The sequence below is a fragment of the Limibacter armeniacum genome, assembly GCF_036880985.1.
GTDB lineage: Bacteria > Bacteroidota > Bacteroidia > Cytophagales > Flammeovirgaceae > Limibacter > Limibacter armeniacum.
The window spans coordinates 2,059,300-2,085,394 of the sequence record NZ_JBAJNO010000008.1 but is presented as its reverse complement, the minus strand read 5'-3'; the positions used below and the strand labels follow the sequence as shown (position 1 = coordinate 2,085,394).

General features: G+C 38.9%; 20 protein-coding genes. 11 read left to right on the top strand and 9 right to left on the bottom strand.

All coding sequences use genetic code 11. The annotated features are described in order from the left end of the window. Positions 1-39: 39 nt before the first annotated feature. Positions 40-3,795 (bottom strand): toll/interleukin-1 receptor domain-containing protein, encoded by a 3,756-nt coding sequence (locus V6R21_RS14515; RefSeq protein WP_334244347.1) that lies wholly within the window; start codon positions 3,793-3,795, stop codon positions 40-42. A 399-nt stretch (positions 3,796-4,194) separates the two neighbouring features. Between V6R21_RS14515 and serA the strand changes: the two genes are divergently transcribed. Both serA and aat read left to right on the top strand, forming a co-directional pair. After that, entirely contained in the window at positions 4,195-6,087 is a 1,893-nt protein-coding gene (serA, locus tag V6R21_RS14510) for a phosphoglycerate dehydrogenase (protein WP_334244346.1), read from the top strand. 294 nt (positions 6,088-6,381) lie between these two features. Further along, on the top strand, positions 6,382-7,092 hold the full coding sequence (aat, locus tag V6R21_RS14505) for a leucyl/phenylalanyl-tRNA--protein transferase (RefSeq protein WP_334244345.1): 711 nt from the start codon (positions 6,382-6,384) through the stop codon (positions 7,090-7,092). Positions 7,093-7,143: 51 nt separating this feature from the next. On the opposite strand, the gene V6R21_RS14500 is transcribed toward aat, so the two are convergent. Then, on the bottom strand, positions 7,144-8,811 hold the full coding sequence (locus tag V6R21_RS14500; protein WP_334244344.1) for an ATP-binding protein: 1,668 nt from the start codon (positions 8,809-8,811) through the stop codon (positions 7,144-7,146). 634 nt (positions 8,812-9,445) lie between these two features. Between V6R21_RS14500 and V6R21_RS14495 the strand changes: the two genes are divergently transcribed. Next, a complete protein-coding gene (locus V6R21_RS14495) occupies positions 9,446-10,909 on the top strand; it encodes an aminoacyl-histidine dipeptidase (protein ID WP_334244343.1) in 1,464 nt (487 codons plus the stop codon). A 66-nt stretch (positions 10,910-10,975) separates the two neighbouring features. Here V6R21_RS14495 and V6R21_RS14490 read toward each other — a convergent pair whose 3' ends face one another. Continuing rightward, positions 10,976-11,506 carry a thioredoxin family protein gene (locus tag V6R21_RS14490; RefSeq protein WP_334244342.1) on the bottom strand — a complete coding sequence of 177 codons (531 nt, stop codon included), beginning with the start codon at positions 11,504-11,506 and terminating at the stop codon, positions 10,976-10,978. Positions 11,507-11,797: 291 nt separating this feature from the next. Here V6R21_RS14490 and V6R21_RS14485 point away from each other — a divergent pair, with 291 nt between their 5' ends. Both V6R21_RS14485 and V6R21_RS14480 read left to right on the top strand, forming a co-directional pair. Beyond that, positions 11,798-13,951: a S9 family peptidase gene (locus tag V6R21_RS14485; protein ID WP_334244341.1), complete on the top strand. Its 2,154-nt coding sequence runs from the start codon at positions 11,798-11,800 to the stop codon at positions 13,949-13,951. A gap of 75 nt (positions 13,952-14,026) precedes the next feature. Then, entirely contained in the window at positions 14,027-14,677 is a 651-nt protein-coding gene (locus tag V6R21_RS14480) for a hypothetical protein (RefSeq protein WP_334244340.1), read from the top strand. Positions 14,678-14,687: 10 nt separating this feature from the next. Here V6R21_RS14480 and V6R21_RS14475 read toward each other — a convergent pair whose 3' ends face one another. The 4 genes from V6R21_RS14475 to infC all read right to left on the bottom strand — a co-directional run bounded on the left by V6R21_RS14475 (position 14,688) and on the right by infC (position 17,019). Further along, on the bottom strand, positions 14,688-15,500 hold the full coding sequence (locus V6R21_RS14475) for a hypothetical protein (RefSeq protein ID WP_334244339.1): 813 nt from the start codon (positions 15,498-15,500) through the stop codon (positions 14,688-14,690). A gap of 196 nt (positions 15,501-15,696) precedes the next feature. After that, positions 15,697-16,041 (bottom strand): 50S ribosomal protein L20, encoded by a 345-nt coding sequence (gene rplT, locus V6R21_RS14470; protein ID WP_334244338.1) that lies wholly within the window; start codon positions 16,039-16,041, stop codon positions 15,697-15,699. Positions 16,042-16,111: 70 nt separating this feature from the next. After that, positions 16,112-16,306 carry a 50S ribosomal protein L35 gene (gene rpmI / locus V6R21_RS14465; protein ID WP_334244337.1) on the bottom strand — a complete coding sequence of 65 codons (195 nt, stop codon included), beginning with the start codon at positions 16,304-16,306 and terminating at the stop codon, positions 16,112-16,114. Positions 16,307-16,491: 185 nt separating this feature from the next. Then, positions 16,492-17,019, bottom strand: a complete 528-nt coding sequence (gene infC, locus V6R21_RS14460; protein WP_334244336.1) for a translation initiation factor IF-3 — start codon at positions 17,017-17,019, stop codon at positions 16,492-16,494. A gap of 358 nt (positions 17,020-17,377) precedes the next feature. On the opposite strand from infC, the gene V6R21_RS14455 reads away from it, so the two are divergent. Then, positions 17,378-18,742: a S41 family peptidase gene (locus tag V6R21_RS14455; RefSeq protein ID WP_334244335.1), complete on the top strand. Its 1,365-nt coding sequence runs from the start codon at positions 17,378-17,380 to the stop codon at positions 18,740-18,742. A gap of 53 nt (positions 18,743-18,795) precedes the next feature. Here V6R21_RS14455 and pdxA read toward each other — a convergent pair whose 3' ends face one another. Together pdxA and V6R21_RS14445 are read right to left on the bottom strand one after the other, a co-directional pair. Further along, entirely contained in the window at positions 18,796-20,394 is a 1,599-nt protein-coding gene (pdxA, locus tag V6R21_RS14450) for a 4-hydroxythreonine-4-phosphate dehydrogenase PdxA (protein ID WP_334244334.1), read from the bottom strand. A gap of 48 nt (positions 20,395-20,442) precedes the next feature. Next, positions 20,443-21,891 carry a leucyl aminopeptidase family protein gene (locus V6R21_RS14445; protein ID WP_334244333.1) on the bottom strand — a complete coding sequence of 483 codons (1,449 nt, stop codon included), beginning with the start codon at positions 21,889-21,891 and terminating at the stop codon, positions 20,443-20,445. Between the two features lie 374 nt (positions 21,892-22,265). On the opposite strand from V6R21_RS14445, the gene rsmA reads away from it, so the two are divergent. The 5 genes from rsmA (at position 22,266) to V6R21_RS14420 (ending at position 26,053) form a co-directional block, all read left to right on the top strand. Then, the gene (rsmA, locus tag V6R21_RS14440) at positions 22,266-23,051 is read left to right on the top strand and encodes a 16S rRNA (adenine(1518)-N(6)/adenine(1519)-N(6))-dimethyltransferase RsmA (RefSeq protein ID WP_334244332.1); all 786 of its coding nucleotides are present in this window, start codon (positions 22,266-22,268) and stop codon (positions 23,049-23,051) included. A gap of 107 nt (positions 23,052-23,158) precedes the next feature. Then, complete coding sequence (locus tag V6R21_RS14435; RefSeq protein ID WP_334244331.1) at positions 23,159-23,656, top strand: nucleotidyl transferase AbiEii/AbiGii toxin family protein; 498 nt, start codon at positions 23,159-23,161, stop codon at positions 23,654-23,656. Positions 23,657-23,976: 320 nt separating this feature from the next. Next, the gene (locus tag V6R21_RS14430; RefSeq protein WP_334244330.1) at positions 23,977-24,186 is read left to right on the top strand and encodes a hypothetical protein; all 210 of its coding nucleotides are present in this window, start codon (positions 23,977-23,979) and stop codon (positions 24,184-24,186) included. 31 nt (positions 24,187-24,217) lie between these two features. After that, entirely contained in the window at positions 24,218-25,315 is a 1,098-nt protein-coding gene (gene dprA / locus V6R21_RS14425; protein WP_334244329.1) for a DNA-processing protein DprA, read from the top strand. 291 nt (positions 25,316-25,606) lie between these two features. After that, the gene (locus tag V6R21_RS14420; protein ID WP_334244328.1) at positions 25,607-26,053 is read left to right on the top strand and encodes a lecithin retinol acyltransferase family protein; all 447 of its coding nucleotides are present in this window, start codon (positions 25,607-25,609) and stop codon (positions 26,051-26,053) included. Positions 26,054-26,095: the final 42 nt, after the last annotated feature.

Here is a 26,095-nt window from a genome sequence, read left to right as displayed (position 1 = left end):
TGGGTTTATTTTATCTGTTCGGAAATCAGTTTAAAACATTCAGTTGGACTGATCGTCCGATACTATTTCATTTTTAGCTAAGAGCTTCTCAAGCTCATTTCGAAGTGCATGGGTAGATGCCATCCAAATGTAGGTTCCTTTCTGACCTGTTGTAATTACTTTATCCCCTCCAAAAAATTCTGTATTGTTAAGTAGTACCTCTCTTGGAAAAAGTAATTGCTTATGATCCCTACTGAAAGTCATATTTTGACCTAACCTCCAAATAAACACCCTATCTCCTGCCCCTGCCAACAAAACAGAATTGTCTGTACTCAAGGTAAGAGAAGAAATGGATCCCGATTTCAGGTCATGACTACTGAGCAATTTTTGATTGAGGTAATCCCAAAGCATTACAGTCCCATTATCCGTTCCTGCAAGCAAATACCTACTACCTACAATCCGGATAGCGGTAATCCTGTGATTTCCTGTGTCTATCAATGTCCCTGTCACATTGCCATTCAGTTCCAACAACTCGATTCGCCCTCTGTCATCACCTGCTGCCAACAGTCCTTCTTGTGTACTAAGCGCCATAGACAAATACCTGCCCCCATTCGGGTGTGCTCTGAATGGTGTTACAGGGACCTCATTCCACCTAACCTTGTAAATATGATTGTCCCTGTTAATGGAGAAATAGTGGTTTGTTTCGGGTTCAAAAGCCCAAAAATAGATCGGGTTTAACTCAGGGATAGGCATTTGAATTATACTGAACTCTGTTTCAGAGTTCGGCTGGACCATTGCTAATTTTCGCATGTAAGATGGGTGAATATAAGTCAGCCCTTCCGACTGTGCGACCAAACGTTCCTTCAGTCCTATTACTTGGAAAGTATTTATTCCCAAACGGTATATAGCACGGCTATCTCCAACCAGAAGGTTTTGTCCGTCATGCTCATTTGCCAGTACATAAGCATTCTTCAGCTGCTCAATTACTTTAAAGTGTTTGGGTTTTAATTGGTTATAGCAGTTCAACAGCGCCTGGTAAACGGTCTGATTGCCTAACACTTCCTCAGGTTTGTACTTGAGAAGTGTATCATAATGCTGGATCGTTTCCTGTATCTCCCCGTTCGAACGGGTTTTATTCAGGTCAAAGTACTCAAAGTAAGTTGTGGCATTATCCGCACTTCTAAGTGCCATCGTTTCTTTGTAAAGCGCATCAGCCTTGTCCCTTTCCTCCTTCGCCTTTCTTTCATTGTCTTTTGCCTTTTGCTCACTATCCAATGCCCTTCTCTCATTTTCCTTTGCTTTCTGCTCATTCTCTTTTGCAATCAAAGCATTATCGATGGCTATTTTCCTTTGAGCAGAAGCCAATCTGCTTTGCTTTACCGCCTCCTTTTCAGCTTCTTTTGCTGCTTTCTCACTCTTTTTTGCATTTTCTTTTTCAACTAATGCCCGCTTCTCACTCTCACTAGCCTTACCTAGCGCTACCATAGCCTTGAGTGCGTTACTCTCTGCACGCTCCCGCTCATGGAATGAGACTACTCCCAATCCAATGGAAATGATCAAAATGCCTGCAAGTGCAATAATCAAGCGTTTGAGCCTGCTTTTTTCTCGAATTTCCTTCAGCCTTTTATTTTCAATGGCAGTTTTACTTTCCTCCACTAAAGAATGTTGCAATTCCGTCGGTAAAGGCTGCTTTCCTTCTGCCACAGATTTCATGAGCCACTCTTCAGCCAAAACCACTTCTGTAGAAGTCAAGAGCTTCTCAGTACTCATGCCATGTTGCTCCCACTCAGTTGCTTTCCTTAACCAATGGGCATGACTGTTCAGGTACTCTTTATCTGTGTCGAGCTTTCGTAAAAGCTCAATCAATCCTGTATTAAAATCTTGTCTGAAGTCAACCGCATTTTGCTGGTAAGCCTGACATAACTCAGGCAACTCATTACCTGAAAAGCCATTCATCAGTAAAGGAATTATCCTTTTCTTATTGGTTTCAGCATAGGCAATTTCATCCTGATAGATATGGGCAATACCGTCAGTCAACAGTATCAGTACGTTCAGTGCTTCTTTCAAACCTTCCGTTGGCGTATCCCTGATAGGAATATCCTGCTCATCCATCCAGGTTACCTTTTGGTGTTCACGGAGAGACTGATTCAATTTTGCCGCCAAGTCATGGTCTTTCGGGGCGTATCCCAAGTAGACTTCACTGAAAAGGTGAGCCGTCATTTCCTGACTCATTTCAATCAGTCCAACCTGCAAAGGTGTAGGTTGAAAGATGTTTCTCAATCGGGCAATTTTCAACCAACTTTCGGCTACTTCCAATTCCTTATCCCTTAGCAGAAAGCTATCCGTCTTTTTATGCTGTTGCCAGTCATAAGCCTGCGCCAAGAGTTTAGTATGGTAAGCATGGTAATCTTTTTCCTTTTCAAGGATATTCAATATATCCCTTAATTGCAGTACCTGTTTGTCGTCTTCTTCTTTATTGAAAGCAGTGACCTGGACACCAAAGATTCCCCTTGCCTGATTTACAAAATCAGAAATCCCTGTTGTAGTACTGAGCCATATCACACGCTTCTGATACTCATCTGAAAATTTTAATATACGTTCAATCTCAGGGTCAGCATACTGATCTTTCCCTGCTACAATCAACATATTATCAGCCCTGACGATGTTTCCGACAATTTCGTCTTCGTCCATCATTTCAGAATTGCTGACCGTAACCCCTTTCCCTAACAAACTTTCAGCTATTCTTTCACCTGCTTTCTGATGACCTTTTGCTGCAATCAAAAAGGTATCTGTCTTCCCTACTAGAGCCTCTTTGCGTGATGCCGTGATATATTCACAATGCATCCCTGATGGGGTAAAAGGAAAATTACCATTTAGCAATCGATTCATCCAGCCTTCAGCAGCCAATCTATCTTCCCCATAAAGCAACATAGAAGGATGCTCCTTGTGCCGCTTCCACTCCCATGCCAAGTCAAGCAGTTGTGTATGGTACTCAACCAGTTGTTTATCTTCTTGCAGTACACTTACCAGACTAGTAAAAAAGCCGTTGAATTTCTCTTCTCCATCAGCATAAAGCCAGTTCAGCTTTTGGATTATAGGGTGCATGTATTCATATGCATCCTCAGGGTCTACATGAAAAACAGGGATGATTTTCTTTTTAAAGCGAATAGCCTGCACTATTTCCTTGAGGCAATAGGCTGACTTAACAGAATGGGGTGAAATGATAAAGCAGAAGTTATGAGCCTTGCGGATACCTTCATCGATTTCCTGCTGAAAGTCTACAGCCAACGGAATGTTATTTTGGTCAAACCAAACCTTAAATCCATTTTGCTGTAACTGTGTACAAAGCTTTTCAGCAAAAGCCTTACTGTGCCTTCTACCATAGGAAATAAATACATCATTGATTTCTTGAAGCTCCTCTCCGCTTTCTCCACTTGGTTTTTCTCCATTCAGGTATGTGAGGACTTCCTCCAAACTGTCTAGCCATACACTTCCATTTGAAGTGATGCTTTCTCTGGCACTATGAATGGTCTCAAAAGGTAGTTCTGTTCCTTCCTCCTGAAAATACCCACAGATGGTCTTGTCTGGATATCTTTCAGATTGCTCAACTGCCTCATGAAGGTGCTCTTCTATGGTAGAAGAAGTAAGTATGTACAGACAAATACTGCTATCCTGAATTTCCTGTTCATTTGCCAAAATAAATTCAGTCTTGGCTTTACGGGCTTCAGTTGGATCAGTATAATCGGTATTTAGTTCAGATATTAGCAATGAGCGCCACTGCGATTGGTCTGCAGCGCCACCTAAAAAAACTTTCATCTCATCAGTTAGTTAATAGCAATCAGAAAAAGTTGTCCACTCTTTCAGTTTTTGACGCTTTTATAAATAGTTATGGGCTTTATCTCACACTTAAAAAATTGGAATAAATAAAGCGAGGTTATTTTCTGCCCTAAGTTATTCTATTTTATCTTTAATATTCAACATTCTTACACTTCTTCTCCCGCTCCTAACTAAATTTGCACTTACGTAGGCTGCAATCAGTCAATACTTTATAAATTCTTACCTCCTCCTAGCATCATTGCCTCTTTACTTTCCCTTCACAAATTGACAAGATTATTCACATATTTTTCATGAGATATTTAATAAAGACTTAAAATATTACAATCTTTACAATGAAAAATAGCTCTGATTAGAATCAACACACTCTTTAAAGTTAGCATGGAATCCAAGAAACACTTCGTGATTGACTTCGACAGTACTTTTACTCAAGTAGAAGCACTAGATGTACTATGTGACATTGCGTACGAAGGCAAGGAGAACAAAGATGAAATTGCCCAACAGATCAAGTCCCTGACAGATCAGGCAATGGAAGGCTCACTTTCTTTTCGTGAGGCGCTCGAATCACGATTGGCCTTGCTTAAGGCAGGTAAAGGTGAGATCGAGAAACTTATTCAAGCACTGAAAGGAAAGGTCTCCGATTCAGTGAAACGTAACAGGCATTTCTTTGAAAATTACGCTGATGATGTTTTGATCATTTCCAGCGGATTCAAAGACTTTATCGAGCCGATTGTGGTAGAGTACGGCATCAAGCCCGAAAATGTGTATGCCAACACATTTACTTATGATGCATCCGGCAATATCACAGGTTTTGACCGCAGTAACCCACTTTCAGAACATGAAGGAAAGGTGAAACTGATGAAGCAACTTCAGCTAAACGGTGAAGTGATCGTTATCGGTGACGGCTATACAGATTATGAAATCCGTAAAGCTGGTCTTGCTGACAAGTTCTATGCATTCACTGAAAATGTTGAAAGGGAAATTGTAGTGGCTAATGCGGATCAAGTAGCTCAAAACTTTGATGAAATCCTGTTTACGCACAACCTTCCAACGGCTACATCATACCCAAAAAGTATGATCAAGATCTTGCTGCTGGAAAACGTTCACGAAAGTGCCAAGCTTAAACTTGAATCCGAAGGTTATAGCGTAGAGTTGATGAAAGGTGCTTTGGATGAAGATGAACTTGCTGAAAAAATCAAGGGCGTTCATGTTCTGGGTATCCGCTCAAAAACTATCGTTACTCGCAAGGTGCTGGAAAATGCCAACCGACTAATGCTAGTTGGTGCTTTCTGTATCGGGACCAACCAGATTGATCTGGAAGCATGTCAGGAAAAAGGTATTGCGGTGTTCAATGCTCCTTTCAGTAACACACGTAGTGTGGTAGAATTGGCTATTGGCGAGATTATCATGCTGATGAGAGGTATTCCGAAGCGCATGCGCCAGATGGATAAAAAAGAGTGGAAGAAGTCTGCCAACAATAGCTCAGAAATAAGAGGTAAAAAACTGGGCATTATCGGATACGGTAATATTGGTGCTCAACTTTCTGTACTGGCAGAAGCGATGGGTATGAATGTTTTCTACTATGATATTGTAGAAAAGCTGGCGCTTGGTAATGCAACTAAAGTATCTTCTTTGGATGAATTGCTTGCTACTGCCGATATCATCTCACTTCACGTTGATGGTAGAGAAAGCAATAAAAGCTTCTTCGGAGCAGCTGAATTTGCCAAAATGAAAGATGGTGCCATTTTCGTAAACCTTGCCAGAGGACCTGTAGTGGACATTAAGGCACTAAATGATGCACTGGAAAGTGGTAAGATCAGAGGTGCTGGTGTAGACGTGTTCCCTGTAGAGCCGAAAAACAACAACGAGCCATTTGAGTCTCCATTGGCACTGCACGAAAACATCATCCTGACGCCACATATTGGTGGTAGTACTGAAGAAGCTCAGGTAAATATTGCAGACTTTGTTCCTAGCAAGATTGTTGAATATATCAACTCAGGTAGTACTTATAACAGTGTTAACTTCCCGAACCTGCAATTGCCTAAGCTAGATGACGCGCACAGGTTGTTGCATATTCACAGAAACGTATCTGGTATCTTGGCTAAGATTAACACGATTTTTGCTAAACACAATATCAACGTTGAAGGTCAGTACCTAAAAACCAATGAAAAAATTGGTTATGTAATCACTGACATTGACAAGGAATACGGACCTGAACTGATTACAGAACTGAAGAACATTGATGATACCATCAAGGTCAGAGTACTGTACTAAGGAATCAGTCTCCTAATAATACAAATAAGAAACAGGCATTATTATTCAGTAATATTGTTCGTTTTCTTGATAAAAAACAGCTTCCTCTTTTACTACCTATGGTAAAAGGAAGCTGTTTTTGCTATTTTAGAGAAAGTAATGAGGTACCATACAACGGCATCATTTCCTTAAGTACGTTGTACAAATCCACTACTTCTTCCTAATTTTGTTCCAAAACTGAGTCAATTTTTATGATGACTGCTTATAAAATGGAACTCAATTAATATTATTGATCATTATTAATTAGAAAAAGCTATGCCGATTTTCAGGTTAGATGAGCAGGATACAGCTTTTCCCCCTCCATATTTGGCAGAAGAACCAGGTATTATTGCCGTAGGTGGTGACCTCTCCCCTGACAGATTGTTGGAAGCCTACTCCAATGGTATTTTTCCTTGGTTCAACCCTGGAGAAGAACCTCTCTGGTGGTGCCCCAACCCTAGGTTTGTGTTGTATCCTGAGAAAGTGAAGGTATCGAAAAGCATGCGGCAAGTTTTCCGAAAGGGTAACTTCAAGGTTACTTTTGATCAGGACTGTGCCGCTGTGTTAGAAAATTGTCAGCAGATTTATCGCCCTGGGCAGGGTGGTGAAACTTGGATTTCTGATGAACTGAAACAATCTTATCTAGATTTGCACAAAAAAGGGTTTATACACTCTGTGGAGGTCTGGCAAGATGACAAGCTAGTCGGTGGGCTATATGGAGGCTGTATGAACAAATGCTTTTTTGGTGAATCCATGTTTGCCAAAGTAAGCAATGCCTCCAAGGTTGGGTTTATCGTACTAGCCAAAAATTTGCATAAACATGGTTTTGAACTTATAGATTGTCAGGTTCATACCCGCCACCTTGAGAGCTTAGGTGCTGAGATGATTCCACGTCTTGATTTTTTGGAAGTAGTTGAAAGAAACCTTCAAAAGGATTTTGTAAAAGAAGACTGGAATACCCAATTCCAAACATCATATGAATTTTAAAAAAAAGGGGATGAATTTTATGATTCATCCCCTTTATAGTTTTATCTATTTTCAGAAACCTAATCTCGAATTCTTAACATCCTGAATACTTTCATTCAGGCAGTAACTTCTCAATTCATCCAAATCAGGTTCCCTGTTATTGAGTATAACACTCATCAAGTATTTACGGGCGATATTGTCTATCTGACCACCTGAAAATTCAAACTCATCAGCTAACAGCTTAGCCTCCTTATTTGATAAAGAGACAATCTTTGATCTCCAAATTTTCCTTCTCACCTCTGCTGTAGGAGCATTAAACCTTAATTTAAACAAAAACCTTCTTTCAAAAGCCTTATCCAAATTATTGGCAAGGTTAGTTGTTGCAATTAGAATCCCATTCAGGTCTTCCATCTCCTGAAGCAGGATATTTTGCAAGGCATTTGCTGTCTGATCTATAGCGTGATGAACATCAATTCTTCTACTCAAAATGGCATCGGCCTCGTTCAAAAATAAAATTGGCGCCTTGTCAGATTGCTTCACCATTTCTGAATAAATATCAAAGATACGCTTCAGGTTTTTCTCCGACTCTCCATGCCACATACTTTTCACTTCACTGGCTTCTACTCTGTATAGCGACCTGCCTGTTTCTTTAGCCAATTTATAAACTGTCGCTGTCTTGCCAGTACCAGGAGCACCATACATCAGTACCGAAAAGCCTTGCTGCATTTTATACTCATCAAGCTTCTTCTGAATTTTTTTCAGTTTACGCTCATGCAATACCGAAGTCAGTTTTCTTACCTGTGACTGCTCCTCCTGATTATAGAAAAGTTCCTGAACCTTTATCTGGTCTATCGTAATCAGGTTTTTAGTTTCGATTTTTGTTCTTTCAACCTGAATTACATCTGCATCATCACCAAAAAGGATTTTAATCCCTTTTTCAGTAAGCATCACTTCCCTATCATTTCGGAACATTCCTTCCTCAAGTTTGATCAGCTCCATCTTGCATAGGTTGGCTGAACCTTTCAAAAGTAACTTCCGAAGCATAAAGCGGTGATTCAAGTCTTCAAAAACCCTATTGCAAGCCCTTTCAACATCCACTTCAGGGTTTCCACTGATTGTCTCGTAAGCCAAATGCAACAAGAACAAAGACTCTATTTCTCCTAGCTTTAGTTCTTTCATACTCTTACAGATGTGCAGTTGTGTATTCTGATCTATTAAATCAAACACTTCTTTACGCATCTCGAAGTATGTCATTTCTTCATCTTCTCGCTCTTCCATCAAGTCATCCACCCTTTCAAGGAACGAGACCAATGAAAGTTGTTCTGAGCTATTCTCAAAGCCCATTAGGTTATTCTGAAGTACGCCATCCAAAACATCTTTTGTGATAAAGTATCCAATACTACTAATCCGTTCCTTCTTGCGGTTGTAAGTACGTCTTCGCATAATACTCCCACTGGAAAACTTTCGGACAAGGCGTTTTTCCACCAAACGGTCTATGACGTTAAGGTATTCAGCCAATCTTATGGTTTCACAATCAAAGTATTCAGCAATATCTTTTAGGTAAATTTCATCATTTTGAAAGTTGAGTGTAAACAATACGGAAAAAAAGACCGCTTCTATTTCATCTCCCTGAATGCTTTCCGCTACTGCCCTTACGACTTTTTTTTCTCTTAGCACGGCAGTCATATCCAAGCGGGAATTATGGGCAGATTTGGCGATTGCTTCAATTTGTTTAATCATCGGAAGGTGCTTGAGATTTGAGGTAGTTGAATTCATCTTACTGTAGCTGATTTAAGGTCAATAAATGGTAATTTGTAAGTAATAGGTTATGCTTATTGACCCCTCATCTGTGCTCAACAAACTGAAAGTCCATAAATAATTAGTTTAAAGTAATTAATTTGCGCTCACATTAGCTTAAATATTTGAAAGCAGTCGTGAAATTTTGCCCGAGTAATCGCATTATTTTCAAATGAATTTACATAAAAGTTTGAAAAAACTTGCCTGTCTGGAAGCAATATTCCCCTCCTCCAAGTATAAATAGATACATGCAACATTGCCTGAACTCACGCCAAACAGAATAACATTCTGCATATTAACAACAGGTTAACTTCAATACCTGCATCTGTTATTTAGGACAGCTTCTTAAAAGATTTAGACAAAACGTTCCCAAAACTGTTATATCAGAGCCTGTTTAGTAGCTTTGCAATTGGAAAGGCTAAACAGGCATCACTCTTTTTAAATTAAATAATATGTAAATTCGCCGAAAAGGTAATGTCTCCACGTCGATTCAAACCAATTAACTAGAAGTAAACAATTAAGCAATACATTACAAATAACTGCTGTTCAAAAAGCGTCACTATAAAAAGTACTAACAATGAACAAAGAAGTAGCAAAACTGAATCCATCTGTTCTGTGGGAATCATTCGAGCAACTGAATTCTATCCCCAGACCTTCAAAGAAAGAAGAGAAAGTGGTAGCATTTGTCAAGAAGTTTGGTGAAGACTTGGGTCTTGAAACACTTTTGGACAGTGCTGGCAATGTGATTATCCGCAAACCTGCCACTAAAGGCATGGAAAACAAGAAAACGGTTGTGCTACAAGCACACGTTGACATGGTTTGCCAAAAAAATGCAGATGTGGACTTTGATTTTGACACGCAAGGAATTGAGTCATACATCGAAGATGGTTGGGTAAAGGCAAAAGGAACTACTCTTGGAGCTGACAACGGTATTGGTGTAGCTGCAGCTATGGCAGTACTTCGTTCTAACGATATTGAGCACGGTCCAATCGAAGCGCTATTCACAATAGATGAAGAAACTGGTATGACTGGAGCTATGAACCTTCAGGAAAACCTATTGAAAGCTGACATCCTTTTGAACATGGATACAGAGGATGAAGGCGAGCTGTGTATTGGATGTGCTGGTGGTATTGATACAAACATCACTTGGCAGTACGCTCAAGAGCAAGCGCCTGTCAATGGTAAAGCATACCAACTGACTGTAAAAGGACTCAAAGGTGGTCACTCAGGCTGCGACATTCATCTTGGTAGAGGGAATGCCAACAAGCTGATGAACCGTTTGCTTTGGAGTACATACAACCTATTTGGTCTGCGTGTAAGTGAGATCGACGGTGGTGGTCTTCGCAATGCTATTCCAAGAGAGTCTTTCGCTAAGGTGGTTGTTTCTGAAGAAAAAGCTGCTGAGTTTGAAAAGTATGTTGCTGAATTTGCCTCAACTGTAAAGGCTGAATTAAGCACAACTGAACCAAAACTTGAAGTTTTTGCTGCACCAACAGATCGCCCTGAAAATGTAATGGGCATTGAAGCACAAACAGACATCATCGCTGCAGTTTATGCTTGTCCTAATGGTGTAAGCAGAATGAGCGCCGATATTGAAGGACTTGTAGAAACATCTACTTCTTTGGCTAGAATTATCTTGAAAGATGGAAACTTCTCAGCTCAGTCACTGACTCGTAGCTCTGTTGACTCAGCCAAACTTGATGTTGCTCATCAGATTGAGGCTGCCTTCAAGATGCTTGGTGCTACAATAGAACATGGTGGTGAGTACCCAGGATGGGCTCCTAATCCTAAATCAAACATTTTGAATGTAATGAGAGACTTGCATGTTGAAATGTTTGACAAGGAAGCCATTGTTAATGCTGTTCATGCTGGCTTGGAGTGTGGAATCATTGGAGAGCACTATCCAAACTTGGATATGATCTCATTTGGTCCAACTATCAAAAACCCTCACTCTCCTGATGAGATGTGTAAGATTGATACTGTTGAACGCTTCTGGCAATACCTATTGGAAACATTGAAGCGTATTCCAGAAAACAACTAATCATTAGCAATATAAAAGCCGTAATTACTCAAATGATTACGGCTTTCTTTTTTATCAATACTCCAATCATTCGGCGTATGGCGATTTGTACTGCTTGGTATATTCTTCCCAAGGAGTGTTTTTGTAGTCATCTCCTTCAAAGAAGGTGAGAATTGGGTGAAGGTTTTCTCTAGTCATAAACCCCGGAATAGGCTGAATCAGCCGAAACTCTTCATCCAAAAAAACAATCGTAGGATAGCTCATCTTCCCTTGAAGTAAAGCATATGCCAACTCGTGCACTCCTTTCTTTCCTTGTCCTACATATTCATATGTCTGGTTTTGGAATTTAATTGGTTGTTTGCTTTCAGCATTGAACTTTACCGCATAAAAATTCTCATTGATATATGATGCAATCTTCTCATCCTGAAAAGTGGTCTTATCCATTTTTTTGCAATACCCACACCAGTCAGTATACACATCCACAATGATTGGCTTAGGATCTTTCTTGCCCTTTTCTACAGCTTGCTCAAAACTGAGCCATTGGATTTTCCCATTTTGGGCATAAACTAACATTGATGAAAACAGAAATAGGAAAACCGCTGATAGTAATTTTTTCATAGCTTAAATTAAAGTCTAAAAGATAGTGGTATAGTTCAGTAAAAGGAGAATCCAGTTTGTTCACTTTTACAATATCGGATGTTTGGCACTACATAAATTGTAATAATTGTTACATTTTATAAGCTACCGAATCCTTTCACACCTTTAAGAACTATCGCATTCACTATGTTTTTTTATACCTTTGATAGGTCTGAGTCAAATGGAATAAAATGGGCTAACCCATCTTTGATATACAGACATCCAACCGGAGTTAAAATTCAATATATCATCAATTTTTAATCTCAACTTGATATGAAAAAAATGAAAGTGTGGCTTTTGCTTATCCTGCCTGTGCTATTCAGTGGGCAACTTCTTGGACAGGAAGCCAAAAAGAAACTTTCTCTTAAAGATGCCATCATTGGAAGATGGACTTACCTTTATCCTGAACACATCGAACAGCTTCATTGGCTAGAAGGAGCAAAAGGAATATATGTTTACCAAAAAGACAATGGCCTTGTCAAGCAAGGTATAAAAGGTGATGCCACTGGGTTAGTGTCTTTGTCTGACCTACAAGAAAGCAATGAGAAGCTTTCATCTTTGGAGTCATTTCCTACTGTAAAGTGGTCTGGTGCCAATAGTTTCACTTTTGTTGCTAACCGCAATTATTTCAAATATGATTTAAGCTCAAAAAAATCATCATTCATATCTAGCCTACCTGAAGGAGGTGCAAATCAGGAACTATCGCCTGATCACAATCACGTGGCTTATACGATTGGCAATAACCTTTATATTGGCGATGCTAACGGTCAGAAGGCTATTTCCAATGAGAACAATAAAGGTATTGTATTTGGTCAGGCTGTACACCGCTTTGAGTTTGGTATCGAGAAAGGTACTTTTTGGTCTCCTAAAAGCAACTTCCTAGCTTTTTACAGGAAGGATGAGACTATGGTTACTGACTATCCATTAGTTGATATCAATACACACCCTGCCACTGTCAACAATATCAAGTACCCTATGGCTGGGATGAAAAGTCATCACGTAAGATTGGGTATCTACAATGTAGCTACAGGAGACACTGTATTTGTCAAAACAGGGGAACCAAAAGAACAATACCTCACAAATGTAGCTTGGGGACCTGAAGAGAAGTTCATCTACATAGCGGTACTCAACCGGGCACAAAATCACCTGAAACTAAATCAGTACGATGTTGCAACTGGAGATTTTGTCAAAACCATTCTAGAAGAAAAAGATGACAAATACCTGTCTATTCTTCACCCAATGATGTTTGTCCCTAACTCACCTAATGAGTTCCTTTGGAGATCAGAAAGAAATGGGTATGAGCATATTTACAGGTATAACCTTGACGGAACACTGCTGAACCAAGTAACATCAGGAGATTGGATTGTAACTGACATTATTGGCTTTGACAAAACCAATAAAAAAGTAATCCTTGTTGGCTCAGATAACTTTGGAATGGACCGTGTCATCTATCAAGCAGATATCAAGAAAGGCGGACAAAAGAAGATTAGTCAGAAATCAGGCACCTACAGCCACGTCCAATATGAGAAGAACTCCAAAATGCTGCTGACCTCATTCACTGCCAATGATGTTCAATACACGGCAAGTATTTTGGATGCAAATGGTAAAGAAGTCAAAAACCTGCTAACAGCAGCAAACACTCTAAAAGACTACACCACTTCACCAATAGAGCTATTCCAAATCAAAGCTGATGATGGAACTCCTCTTAACTGTAGAATGATTAAGCCTTCAGACTTTGACGCCTCAAAGAAGTACCCTGTCATTGTATATGTTTACAACGGACCTGGTGTACAGCTTATTCAAAATACATGGCAAGCTTCTGCTCCTCTTTGGATGCAATATGCAGCTCAAAGAGGTTACATTGTTTTTACAGTTGACGGTAGAGGTTCTGAAAATAGAGGTAAAGCATTTGAGCAAGCTACTCACCTACACCTTGGTGATGTAGAGATCAAGGATCAACTTAAAGGAGTTGAGTACCTCAAAGGACTTTCCTATGTAGATGCAGATAAAATGGCTGTACATGGATGGAGTTTTGGCGGGTTTATGACGACAAGCCTAATGCTGAAGTCTCCTGACACGTTCAAAGTGGGTGTTGCAGGCGGTGCAGTAATGGATTGGAGTTTGTATGAAATCATGTACACAGAACGTTATATGAGTACTCCTCAGCAAAATGAAGAAGGATATGCAAACGCTAACCTACTTGACAAGGTAAGTAACCTTAAAGGCAAATTACTGCTTATCCATGATACAGGTGATGATGTTGTAGTGCCACAGCATGCCTACAAATTTTTACAATCGTGTGTCCAAGAAGGTGTGCAGTTAGATTACTTCACATATCCTATGCACGGTCATAATGTTAGAGGAAAAGACCGCATCCACCTTATCGAGAAGGTGCTGGATTATATTGACTCTCATCTGAATAATTAATTGTAACTTCAGCCTTCGGTACTTAAAAATTCCAAAGGCTGAAGTCTATTTTTAATATCAATAAATACGCTACAAATGGATACAACCCCTTTCAGCAACCTATTCCAAACAGCTCAAAAAGCTTTTTTCGTATGGACCAAGAATGCCAATCAGAAGTTCAATACTATTGATTTTTATGCTGATGAGCTGCAGGTATTCAAAGACTTCGAAAAAGCTTTAAGCGCCTCTCTGCAAGACCTTGACAAAAAAAACTACAAGGCTAACAGGGAACGAACAGGTTGGGCAACAGGGGTATTTCTTGAACTCTTGGCTAAGCACCTTCACTTTTACTGGTATAATGTCTTTGTACTAGCTAGTTTTCCTGAGTATAGAACCGTTATTTGGTTACGTTCTACGATTACCTACCTAGAGCACAACAGTGAAGCTGTAAGGGATATTAACCGTATTTATAAACTAGCCATAGAAAAACGATTCCCTTTTGAGCAATTTGATGAATATGAGTTTTCAGCAGAAGAACTGGAACAAAATAAGCTTGTAGCAGACCTGAGCTATACTGACAGTTGGGATGAAAACAAAGAACGTCTGTCAGCATTGCTCCGAGAACAATTCCAACAGACGCTTGAAATGAGAGGTCCAAGATTTATCACATCAGAAAACTTTTATGATTTTATTGACCTTGAAGAACTCCACCATTTTATAGAATTAAACCTGCATATCTTAAAATAATCCCCCTCAATTAATAAGAGTCAGTTTCGACAGGTTTTTCAACTTTACTAAAACCACTTACTGTATCAGGACATAACTTATATGATTCCCATTCAAGCTCATATTCTTGAAGTTTAAGCTGGAATATTTCACTATCGGTTAATTCACTACAGCTCGTACCCAATGTTTTCAACTCCATCATCAACTTGAAAAGGATCTTCTCTGTTTGAGCACAATAATCTGAGTAGGTCAATATTCCATCATCCAAAAGTGTATCAAGTTGCTGCAACTCTTTTTCCTTACTGGTTGTGATAGAATTAATAAGATCTTCTACCTGTACAGATTCACCACAAGACACCTCTCTTGAAGGAGCATCCACCCCTATTAAGAGACTCTCAGGAGTACCTACTTCTCCATTAGATCCGTACACCTTATACTCTATTTCCAACACGCCTCCAGAGACGTTCTTCATTACACCAATAGGAAACTCCATAATCCCACTATCGAAGGCCTCTACTGGCACCATATAATAGGTGCCTGTCCCCGATACTGAAATATATATTCCTTCAGCCGTTGGTTCATTTACGGCAAACTGCAAACTTGATGAAACTTCACCGTCAGGTTCCATTACCATACTCTTCGCATCTTCAGCACCAACTGTAGAGTTAGTTGATGGCAACCCTCCTAAATGTTGTGTTGAATTTGGTAGCAATAAAATTTGTTCGAATTCAGTATTCTCGTCAATATCATTTCTGTTTTCCAATCCAATAGGACTGCATGAGAAAGTAGTAAGAATAGTTACGAACCCTAAAATCCATTTTTGACAGTTCAGACTAAAAAGCATTTGTTGTTGTCAAGACTTACCTAGCTAGCGAGCCCTCGTAGTTAATGTTAATATATAAAGTATTAGTATACCTTTACAAAGGCATACCAGATAAAGGACAGTAAAAATGTCAAGAAAGTTCAAATAAACACAAAAAAACCTGAGAAAAATTTATTTCTCAGGTTTCCCTATTGAATTGAATAAGAATAGATTATTCTTATTTCACTTTTTCAACTACGGCTTTGAACGCTTCAGGGTGGTTCATTGCAAGGTCAGCAAGAACTTTTCTGTTCAGGTCGATGTTCGCAGCATTCAGTTTACCCATGAATTGAGAGTAAGACAAACCGTGCAGACGAGCTCCAGCGTTAATTCTTTGGATCCAAAGACCTCTGAATTCTCTTTTCTTCTGCTTTCTGTCTCTGTATGAGTATACAAGACCTTTTTCAACTGCGTTTTTCGCTACTGTCCAAACGTTCTTTCTTCTTCCCCAGTAACCTTTAGCAAGCTTAAGAATCTTTTTTCTTCTTGCTCTTGAAGCGACGTGATTTACCGATCTAGGCATTTTATATCTTTTTTAAGAATTATCGAAACTAAAATAAATTAATAAAGTAAATGTGTAGCACTACTACGGATTAGATCCACAGCATTGCTTTTACATTGTTCATGTCCGACTTGTCTACCAATGTAGTACCAGTCAGATTTCTCTTTTGCTTAGTTTCTTTCTTAGTCAAGATGTGGCTTTTGAAGGCACACTTTCTTTTGATCTTGCCTGTAGCAGTAAGCTTGAAACGCTTCTTTGCTCCTGATTTAACTTTAACTTTTGGCATTTTTAGAAAAATTAAAAATGTTAGAAATTGATTTACGCAACTACCTACGGCAGCCAAAACGGCCTCGATAAATTGCTATGCATTAAGCCTGAATACTGGTAACAGTATCAAAACAAAATGCACGCCCATCTAAATGAGCGTGCAAATATAAACAAATCATGTTAACCAAACACAAATGTGGCTGATTAATTTTTTGTTTGAGTAGCACTAACAGGCGTCAGCATCATAATCATACGACGACCTTCCTGCTTAGGGTGCTGTTCTATTTTTCCATATTCAGTCAGACCTTCTGCGAAACGCATCAACAAGTCACGTCCACGATCCTTGTAAACAATAGAACGACCGAAGAAGTGAACATAAGCTTTAACCTTGTTTCCTTCTTTCAGGAACTTGATTGCATGCTTCATTTTGAAGTCCAAATCATGTTGATCAGTGTTCGGTCCAAAACGGATCTCTTTTACTACTGTTTTAGCAGCTTTCGATTTCAGTTCCTTTTGTCTCTTCTTCTGCTCGTATTTGAATTTCGCATAGTCGATAATCTTACAAACGGGAGGCTTTGCATTTGGAGAAATCTCAACAAGGTCAAGCCCTTGCTCACTCGCCAATTTCAAAGCTTCATCTCTTGAGTAGATCCCGTTCTCTACGTTCTCTCCTACGACTCTGACTTCTCTTACTCTGATTCTGTTATTAATTCTGTGTTGAATCTCAGACATTTAAATAGTTTTATTACTCTAAATTGATTCCTTGTTTGTTTAGAAAACGATTCTTTTGTGCAAATATAAGACAATTGTAGTCACTAAAATAAATAATTTATTCTTCTCAAACTATAATCGTAACAACTTGCGATTTTGTATTAACATCAATTTGACTATTCTGATCTAAATTGTCAAATTCCAAGACAAGATTTAACTCAAGGAATGCCTTGCATAGTACTTAACATTTTTCATATACGCTTGGTTTCCTATATTTACTATAAAATACTCTATGAGAATATGTTTACCTTTGTCTTCCATGATATCAATCTAAAAACAACAAATAATATCTAAACCTGAATAAAACTTCATAACTGACATGACACATAACATTTCTAAAATCTATTACAGTCTACTTATACTGCTGTCAATCTTCACTTTTTCTTGCGACAAAGAAAATAATGCGGACAATGTACCTGTTGAAGACAGAGCCAAACAGTTCATCTTTGAGTACATGAACCAATATTATTTATGGGTAAATGAAATTCCAGCTGGCATAAACCCTCAAAGCTACTCTACGCCTCACGAGGTTCTTAATGCCATGCGTTACAAGGAACACGACAGTAACCTAAGTTTTATTCAGAATCTCGAAGAGTTCCGAGAAAGAAAACAAAGTGGTAAAGTAAGTAATGCAGGGTTTGGTGTTCTTCTTGGCAGTGAGGTCTATGACCAAAACACGCTGAAGTCACTGTACTTTATGGAGGTTTACACTCAAAGTGACGCCTATCAGCAAGGCATCAGAAGAGGTGACCAATTGCTATCAGTGGATGGTCAATCTGTAGATGGAGCCAACATCAATGACTTCTACAGTTTTATCGGTACAGGAGACAGTGGTTCAAGTAAAGATTTTACGATCCTGACAAGTAGTGGAGAAACAAAAACTTTGACTGTTACAAAAGGGGCTGTTTATTTAGATATCTTCCCTCACCACGAAGTAAAAGAAATTGATGGCAAAAAAGTTGGGTACCTAGTCATCAGATCTTTTTCTTATGATCCTGACCAATTTAAGTCTGAAATCACAAGTGTTTTAAGCAACTTCCAAGCTGAAGGTATTTCTGACCTTGTACTGGATATGAGGTATAATGGCGGAGGTAACGTTGTGAACTCCCAGCTTATAGCTGAAGCAATATTACCTTCTACTTTTACAGGAAAGGAGTTTATTTCTTATCAGTTCAATGACATTGTCGGACCTGGAGAAGATGGACTAAATGAAACACTTACTTTCCAAAGTTCACCCACTCCTCTAGAATTGGACAGAGTATTTGTTTTAGCCACAGGAAATACTGCATCAGCAAGTGAACTGATTATTAAAGCACTTATCCCATACATTGATGTAAAAGTAATTGGGGAAACTACTTTTGGTAAACCTGTCGGTGGATATACCTATGAGCATGATGAAACCAACTATATGTATTACATCATGAATTTCAGGGTATTCAATGCTCAGGACGAGACAGATTATTTTGATGGAATCCCTGCCGATTTCGAAACACTTGACGGATATATGTACCCTTGGGGTGACGCGAATGACCCGATGCTTGGCGCTGCATTAAACTACATTCAGAATGGTAGCTATGGACCTCCAGCAAGAATGGCTTATCCACAAGGAGATATTTTCCCAAAACACGAAATGGAAGAGGAAAAAGTTATTGGTCTTACAATAGACGCTCCTAACAAGTTCTAAATAGCTTCCACAAAAAAAGAGTAGTGTTATACTAAACACTACTCTTTTTTATATTAGTTATTTCCTTCATTTCTTACTTGTCCCCTATTTTCATCATTCCCTCTGGAAGTATCAGGGTTAGGCTTACCTTGCTCAGGAGTATTAGGATTGGATTGCTTTCCATCAGGCCTTCCTCCCTGATTTCCTTCGAAGTTACGTTTATTACGCTTTTTCCTATCTTTCCAATTCTGATTTCTGTTCTGTCGATTCCTATTTTGATGCTGCTTTTGAGGACGTTGTTGTCTATCCTGATTCTGGTCAGCATTTTCAGAAGTCTCTTGTTCTTCGTTCCTACTCTCTTCTGCGACTTCTTTTTCCTCCTCCGTAGCCTGTCTAGCACTAGTATCTTCTCGGAAATTTGACCTATCAGAGTTTCTGAAATTCTCCTTCCTTCCTCTCTGTTCAGCATTCTTCCTGTCTTCTTCAGCCTGTTGTTTTGCCAACTCGGCTTCTAATTGACGTTGCTCGTCCTTCTCTCTATCAATTTGTGCCTGCTTCTTACTTTCTTCTTTCATTTCAGAAAGCAATTGCTTAGCGTTTGGTCTGATCTTGCGCTCAACTTTACTTCTGCGGTTCTTGACAATATCTACAGCTAGGTAAATCGCTTCTCTTAAAGAGTCTTCATTAGCAATTCCTTTTCCTGCAATATTATAAGCTGTTCCATGATCTGGAGATGTTCTTACTACAGGCAAACCTGCTGTGTAATTTACACCATTTTCAAATGCCAATGTCTTGAATGGGATCAAGCCTTGATCATGATACATAGCCAGTACCCCATCAAACTTTTTATAAAGCATTGTTCCAAAGAAACCATCTGCTGGATATGGACCAAATACAAGTTGGCCATTTTGATTCATCTCTGTAATGGCAGGTGCTATGATTTCCAACTCTTCCGAGCCTAACAATCCATCTTCTCCAGCATGAGGATTTAACCCTAGAATAGCTACTTTTGGTCGCTGAATTCCAAAGTCTTCTTCCAATGACTTAATCAACACTTCTGTTTTGCTTATAATCAGCTCTTTTGTAATTGCTGATGGAACTTTGCTCAGCGGAATATGTCCCGTGATCACGCCTACTCTTAAGTCGTCACTACAAAGTAGCATAAGTGTATCGTCATTCTCATTCCCAAATTTATCAGCATAATACTCTGTATGTCCTGCATAACGGAACTCATCACGTTGAATATTCGCCTTATTAATTGGGCTTGTCACCACTGCATCAATGTTTCCTGTTTTTAAATCATCTGTTGATTTCTGTAGTGAGAGGTAAGCACTTTTGCCTGCACTTTCTGTCACTTTACCAGGTTGCACTTCCTGCGGATCTGCCCAACAGTTGACAACATTGGGCTTTTTCTCATTCAGATAACTATTACTATTGTACTGGTGGTAGCTAAAATCCTCCATATTCAGCATTCGCTTGTATTTGGTAAGAATTTTACCTGACCCATATATCACCGGAGTACACATATTCATGATGCGTTTATCCTGCATTACCTTGATTATAATTTCAGGACCAACGCCATTATAATCTCCAATGGTAATCCCTATTTTCGGTTTTTCCGGTGTGTTCTGTTGCTTGCTATTGTCCATTTCTCTTGTTCTATTTTCAGCCAAAGCAAACTTTATTTCTAATAAAGTTGCACCAAGGTTGATTAGTCTTATTTATTCTCTTTCAAGTTGTGCTTTCAGGTAATGGTAGAGTAAACGTACTCCAACCCCCGAAGCATTGATGCCTCTGTAATTAGCTTTGCCTGTATTGTAAGCAGGTCCCGCTATATCAAAATGTAGCCAATTATAATCCGTGAAATGTTGCAAGAATTTACCAGCAGTGATAGCACCAGCTGTAGGTCCTCCCAAGTTTTTGAGGTCAGCAATTTCAGAAACCAACTGGTCTCCATATTCGTCCCAAAGCGGAAATTCTACCACTCGCTCATATACCTCCCTGCCAATATTCTCTAGGTCATTTTTATAGGCAAATGGTACTTTCCCCATATATACCAAACCTTCTCTTCCTATAGCCATTAATGATGAACCTGTCAAAGTAGCTACATCAATCACCAACTCAGGTTGATACCTTTTAGCATAATGCAATGCATCTGCCAAGATTAGTCTTCCTTCTGCATCAGTATTAATGACTTCTACTGTAGTTCCTGACATCATGGTAATTACATCTCCTGGTACAATAGCCCTATTACCCGGCATGTTATCTGTTGCTGGCACTAACGTCACGACATGCAATGGTAATTTATTTAATGCCACAGCATAAATCACTGACGCAACGGTAGCTGCACCTGCCATATCACTTTTCATGATCTCCAACATACCATTGACAGACGGCTTTAGTGAGATACCACCAGTATCATATACAACACCTTTACCTACCAAGACAATGGGCTGAGCATTTACTGGTTCTTCAGGGCAATATTCCATCACTGTAAATGTAGGAGGTGTATCACTTCCTTTATTCACAGCCAACAGTCCACCCATTTTGAGTGACTTTATTTGATCTACCCCTAAAACCTCAATCTCTATTCCTGCTTCAGCACATATCTTACTAAATTCTGCACTCAGTTGATCTGCGGACTGGTCACAGTTTGGTGTATTGACCAGATCTCGGCATTTAAAGTTTGCCTTAAAAATATTGTAAAGCTCTTTAAGCCTTGTCGCCTCCGCTCCTACTACTGACAGTTCTATATCTTGGTCTGCCTGCTCAGTTTTGTATTGATCAAATTTGTAAGAGCTGAGTACAAAACCTTCTACAAATGCATATTTAAACTCAAGATTGTTTTGGATAGATTCAACCTGTAATGAAATTCTTTTTCTCTTCCCAAGCTTCTGATAAACTTCAAACCCTGCTTTTCGAAGGTATTCATATTGGTGAAAAGCTTTCAGGTTTTCAGGCAATACGACAAAATAAGTAATATGTGAAAACTCATTGAGTGCTACTACACTTTTCTTCTCTTCATACTCCCTTGTAATAAAAGAGAGCTTTTCCTCATTATTACAAAATGCTTTTGCTTCCTCTATCCGTTCAAGAATGATTACGCTATCATGTACAGGGTTTAACTCAGGCACTGACCGAAGCTGAAGCATATAATTTTCCTTGTTCATTCTTGTCGATATTGATTATCAATTTGAAACCCAAACTTTTATTCAGGCAATACTCAAGTGCCTTTACAATACTTAGCACATTCCTCTTTCCTTATTTAATCCAATTTAATTAGGATGATAGTGGAATGAGACAAATATATTCAATTTTATCGCTTATTGCCCTAATCTTCCCTCCAAGATACCATTTGGAAAGCGCATCTTACAGACTTTCACTAAAAAATATACTATCTTCGCAGCCCATTGCCTTCAGGAAAACACTTTCCTGAACTTATTTTTCAATTCTATTTGGCAATGGTTATGCATTCAAAATTGTTGTAGAAACAAAATGACCTGAAAGGACTTTGATTCAATAAAGGGCATTAAAAAATATCTCAATGGCATACGTCAAACCAAAAAAGCACCTAGGGCAGCACTTCCTTACCAGCCAACAAACTGCATGGGACATTGTCGATGCACTGACAATGCACGGTGACTACAAAAAAGTATTAGAGATTGGTCCAGGAACAGGCGTCCTTACTGACAAGCTGATTACAAAAGACAATTTCGAAACGCAAGTAATTGAAATTGACATAGAGTCTGTAGAATATCTTCGCAATGAGCTTGGCTTGGCAGAAGAGCAGATCATATCTGGTGATTTCCTTAAGCTTGACTTACCTACAATTGCTCCTAGTCCTGTAGCTATCATTGGTAATTTCCCATACAATATCTCTTCACAAATCTTTTTCAAGGTATATGAAAATAGAAACCAAGTCACTGAAGTGGTTTGTATGATTCAGAAAGAAGTTGCTGAAAGGATTGTCTCACCTCCAGGTAAGAAAACAAATGGAATTCTAAGTATTTTGCTTCAGGCTTATTACGAAATGGAATACTTATTCACTGTTCCACCAGATGTTTTCAACCCACCTCCAAAGGTTGACTCTGCTGTTATCTCAATGAAAAGAAATACAAGAGATGTGGTTCCTTGTGACGAAGTTTTGTTCAAGAAAGTAGTCAAACAGGCATTCAGTACACGTCGCAAGACTTTAAGAAATGCCATGAAAGCTTTTAACCTACCAATTGAACTAACAGAGCAAGATGTTTTCAACAAAAGAGCTGAGCAGCTTGGTGTAGAAGAGTTTATTGACCTGACCCAAAAAGTAGAGGCTGTACTGAAATCATAGAAAATACATCCTAGTATTTTACTGATATTTTTAAATTCACTTTACAATACCTAACTAACCGATGGCTTTGCCAGATTGGCATATGCCTTGTACTAAGCTAATTTGACATGGAATATACCAGCCTATTCAAACGGCTATATGAGGAAGAAGTAGAATACCTCGTTTGCGGCGGGCTTGCTGTAAATATTTATGGAATTCCCAGAATGACAGCTGATATAGATCTGCTGATTAAGTTTGATGAAGAGAACGTTGCCAGGTTTAATAAAGCAATCCAATCATTGGACTTTGCTCCAAGATTGCCCCTTCAACTTAGTGAGCTGACTGATGAGAAAGCACGTCAGGAAATGATTTCTTCCCGTAACCTGATTGCTTATTCATTCTACAATACAAGGTTAAACTATATGAACATTGATGTACTTATAGATGTACCTTTATCGTTTGATGGAATGTGGAAAGCAAGAGAAAAACGAAGAATCGAAGATATTGAAGTCTATATTGTCTCCCTTGAAGACTTGATTAAGCTAAAAGAATACGCCAATAGAACACAAGATCAACAGGATATTCTGATGCTATCAAAGCTGAAAAACTTACCTCCTAAAGTGTAGGTTTATCATTAGGGTTACAATCCATTAATATAATAATAATTATAGACTATTCTTCTTTTTATTATATTTGCCTGCAACTCTGATATGACACAGGGTTACAACAAAAAGCTATTTGACTATAAAACCACTATTGCCTTCCTTTTTTCTTAATGTGTGGCAAACACCAGCATCAAGTTGGGAGTTTATTAAAAAGGAATCAGCAATTGTGAAAACATGACGCCATCGCTTACAGGCAATGGTTTTCTATTACAAAAAGTTCTTACAGGATTACCCATGACACGGTAATTCTGCTATTGTGTGTACTAATTTTTTTTACTAAGATGCAAAACACTATTACGCCTAAGGCTCAAAATGCCAATAAGGGCTACTACTTTGATGTTACTGACAACGAAATTCAGGAGCATCTCCAAAGAAGTGTTGAGGATATTTTCGCATGGCTAGAAAATACAAACAAGTTTATTGCACAGATTCAAACACCAACTGAAAAGTTGCATACGAACCTTGCTAAAAGCGCTGCGATCCTCAATTAAGTATTTACCCACTTAATCAACATGAGGTCATATGAATGACAAGCGCTACCAAGTGGCACTGTCTTTACTTCCAAAAGTAGGCGGTGCCACTTGTCGGCAGCTGCTTAGTTATATAGGCAGTGCTGAAAAAATATTTAACTCCTCCTTCTCTGACTTGATTCACGTTCCACAAATAGGAGAAAAAACAGCCCGAAACATTTTAGCCCATCTTGATACTGCTCTATCAGAAGCCGAAACTGAACTTGCCATTTGCCAACAACATAATATCCAACCACTTTTCCTTTCAGACACTGCATTTCCAACAAGATTAAGAAACCATCATGACTGCCCTATTATTCTTTACTATAAAGGAAACGCTAATTTAAATGCTTCTAAAGTTGTCAGTGTTGTTGGAACACGAAATTCAACCGAATATGGTAAAAGGATAACCAGTCTCATGATAAGTGAGCTTCAAAAACTAGATGACATTCTGATTATTAGTGGCTTAGCATACGGCATCGACATCTGTGCACATAGGGCTTGCCTTGAGCACCAAATACCTACAGTCGGCATCATGGCTAATGGCTTAAAAATGGTATACCCTAACGCTCATTACCAAACAGCCCAAACAATCACCCAAAATGGAGGATTACTCACTGAAAATCCATTTCACTCAAAACCAGATGGGGCTAAATTTCCAGCAAGAAACCGAATAATAGCAGGAATGTCTGATGCTGTAATCGTTGTAGAAGCAAAAGCAAAAGGCGGAGCTCTAATTACTGCTGAATTTGCAAACGATTATGGTGTAGAAGTATTTACTTTTCCGGGCAGGATTACTGACACTGCCTCTGAAGGGTGTCTGAACCTAATCAAGCAACATAAAGCTAACCTTATTACTGATACAGAGGATTTGATTCAACATATGAATTGGGATAAAGGCAACTCACAACCTATTCAGAAGAAAATCTTTATTGACCTCTCTCCTCAGGAACAAATGATCATGCAGTTGCTACACAACTCTCCTATGCTAATTGATGATCTATGTCTTCAAAGTAAAATCCCTATGGGTAAGTTGTCGGGAATTTTGTTACAACTGGAGTTTCATGGAATTGTAAAACCACTTCCTGGAAAAAAGTACATACTCACCTAGTTCAGACTTACCCTTACTTCTAATTGACATACTTCCTTTTTAAAATGTCCTATTTGAGAAGGACTGGTTCATCAATGTGTTTTTATTTTTAATCAAAAAATAAGTAAATTATAATAGTGCAATGTTTTTCAACATTCGCTTTCATTATCAAATCTCAAACAAATCACTATCTATTTCTAAAACTTTCTACGCTGCAATCAGTTCATATTTAGAGAATCTCACATCTATTCTATACCTATCCTACATTCAGCTTTCAAAGCTTACTTTATTCAGAACATAACCATATCGAATATGAGTGAATATTACGGACAACACATTTTCGTGGATAAGGGTATTTACACCCATCATGGTATTGGTTTGGATGATCATCGTGTAATCCACTATGCCGGTTTTTCTGAAGCTTGGGAAATAGGACCAGTAGAAATAATTGCTATCAATGAGTTTGCTCGTGGTGCAGAAATTAAAATCAAACAATATGGTAAGCGTAAGTTTTCACCTACTGAAGCTGTTGAAAGGGCTTTTAGTAGACTTGGTGAAAACGGCTACACCCTTTGGGGCAATAACTGTGAGCATTTTGTTGAATGGGCTATTACAGGTGAACAAAGTAGTGGACAAGTCCTTCGAGCAGGGTTTGCTCTAGGTGTTGCGTCCTTCCTTTTGGGTGTTGCAGGATATGCTGCTAATGCCCTACTTCGAAAACAACCTGTTGACCTGCTTTACCCACCTGACAGAAAGTAATGTATACATCAATTTCTCAAGCTTCATATTTGAAAAAGAAAA

What these genes read in the sequence shown, in the direction of transcription:
- V6R21_RS14445 (WP_334244333.1), bottom strand. Translation starts at nt 21,891, where the DNA reads ATGAACAAGGAAAATTATATGCTTCAGCTTCGGTCAGTGCCTGAGTTA.
- aat (WP_334244345.1), top strand. Translation starts at nt 6,382, where the DNA reads ATGCCGATTTTCAGGTTAGATGAGCAGGATACAGCTTTTCCCCCTCCA.
- V6R21_RS14455 (WP_334244335.1), top strand. Translation starts at nt 17,378, where the DNA reads ATGACACATAACATTTCTAAAATCTATTACAGTCTACTTATACTGCTG.
- serA (WP_334244346.1), top strand. Translation starts at nt 4,195, where the DNA reads ATGGAATCCAAGAAACACTTCGTGATTGACTTCGACAGTACTTTTACT.
- V6R21_RS14475 (WP_334244339.1), bottom strand. Translation starts at nt 15,500, where the DNA reads ATGCTTTTTAGTCTGAACTGTCAAAAATGGATTTTAGGGTTCGTAACT.
- V6R21_RS14515 (WP_334244347.1), bottom strand. Translation starts at nt 3,795, where the DNA reads ATGAAAGTTTTTTTAGGTGGCGCTGCAGACCAATCGCAGTGGCGCTCA.
- dprA (WP_334244329.1), top strand. Translation starts at nt 24,218, where the DNA reads ATGAATGACAAGCGCTACCAAGTGGCACTGTCTTTACTTCCAAAAGTA.
- V6R21_RS14435 (WP_334244331.1), top strand. Translation starts at nt 23,159, where the DNA reads ATGGAATATACCAGCCTATTCAAACGGCTATATGAGGAAGAAGTAGAA.
- V6R21_RS14500 (WP_334244344.1), bottom strand. Translation starts at nt 8,811, where the DNA reads ATGATTAAACAAATTGAAGCAATCGCCAAATCTGCCCATAATTCCCGC.
- rsmA (WP_334244332.1), top strand. Translation starts at nt 22,266, where the DNA reads ATGGCATACGTCAAACCAAAAAAGCACCTAGGGCAGCACTTCCTTACC.
- V6R21_RS14420 (WP_334244328.1), top strand. Translation starts at nt 25,607, where the DNA reads ATGAGTGAATATTACGGACAACACATTTTCGTGGATAAGGGTATTTAC.
- V6R21_RS14430 (WP_334244330.1), top strand. Translation starts at nt 23,977, where the DNA reads ATGCAAAACACTATTACGCCTAAGGCTCAAAATGCCAATAAGGGCTAC.
- V6R21_RS14490 (WP_334244342.1), bottom strand. Translation starts at nt 11,506, where the DNA reads ATGAAAAAATTACTATCAGCGGTTTTCCTATTTCTGTTTTCATCAATG.
- rplT (WP_334244338.1), bottom strand. Translation starts at nt 16,041, where the DNA reads ATGCCTAGATCGGTAAATCACGTCGCTTCAAGAGCAAGAAGAAAAAAG.
- infC (WP_334244336.1), bottom strand. Translation starts at nt 17,019, where the DNA reads ATGTCTGAGATTCAACACAGAATTAATAACAGAATCAGAGTAAGAGAA.
- V6R21_RS14495 (WP_334244343.1), top strand. Translation starts at nt 9,446, where the DNA reads ATGAACAAAGAAGTAGCAAAACTGAATCCATCTGTTCTGTGGGAATCA.
- rpmI (WP_334244337.1), bottom strand. Translation starts at nt 16,306, where the DNA reads ATGCCAAAAGTTAAAGTTAAATCAGGAGCAAAGAAGCGTTTCAAGCTT.
- V6R21_RS14480 (WP_334244340.1), top strand. Translation starts at nt 14,027, where the DNA reads ATGGATACAACCCCTTTCAGCAACCTATTCCAAACAGCTCAAAAAGCT.
- V6R21_RS14485 (WP_334244341.1), top strand. Translation starts at nt 11,798, where the DNA reads ATGAAAAAAATGAAAGTGTGGCTTTTGCTTATCCTGCCTGTGCTATTC.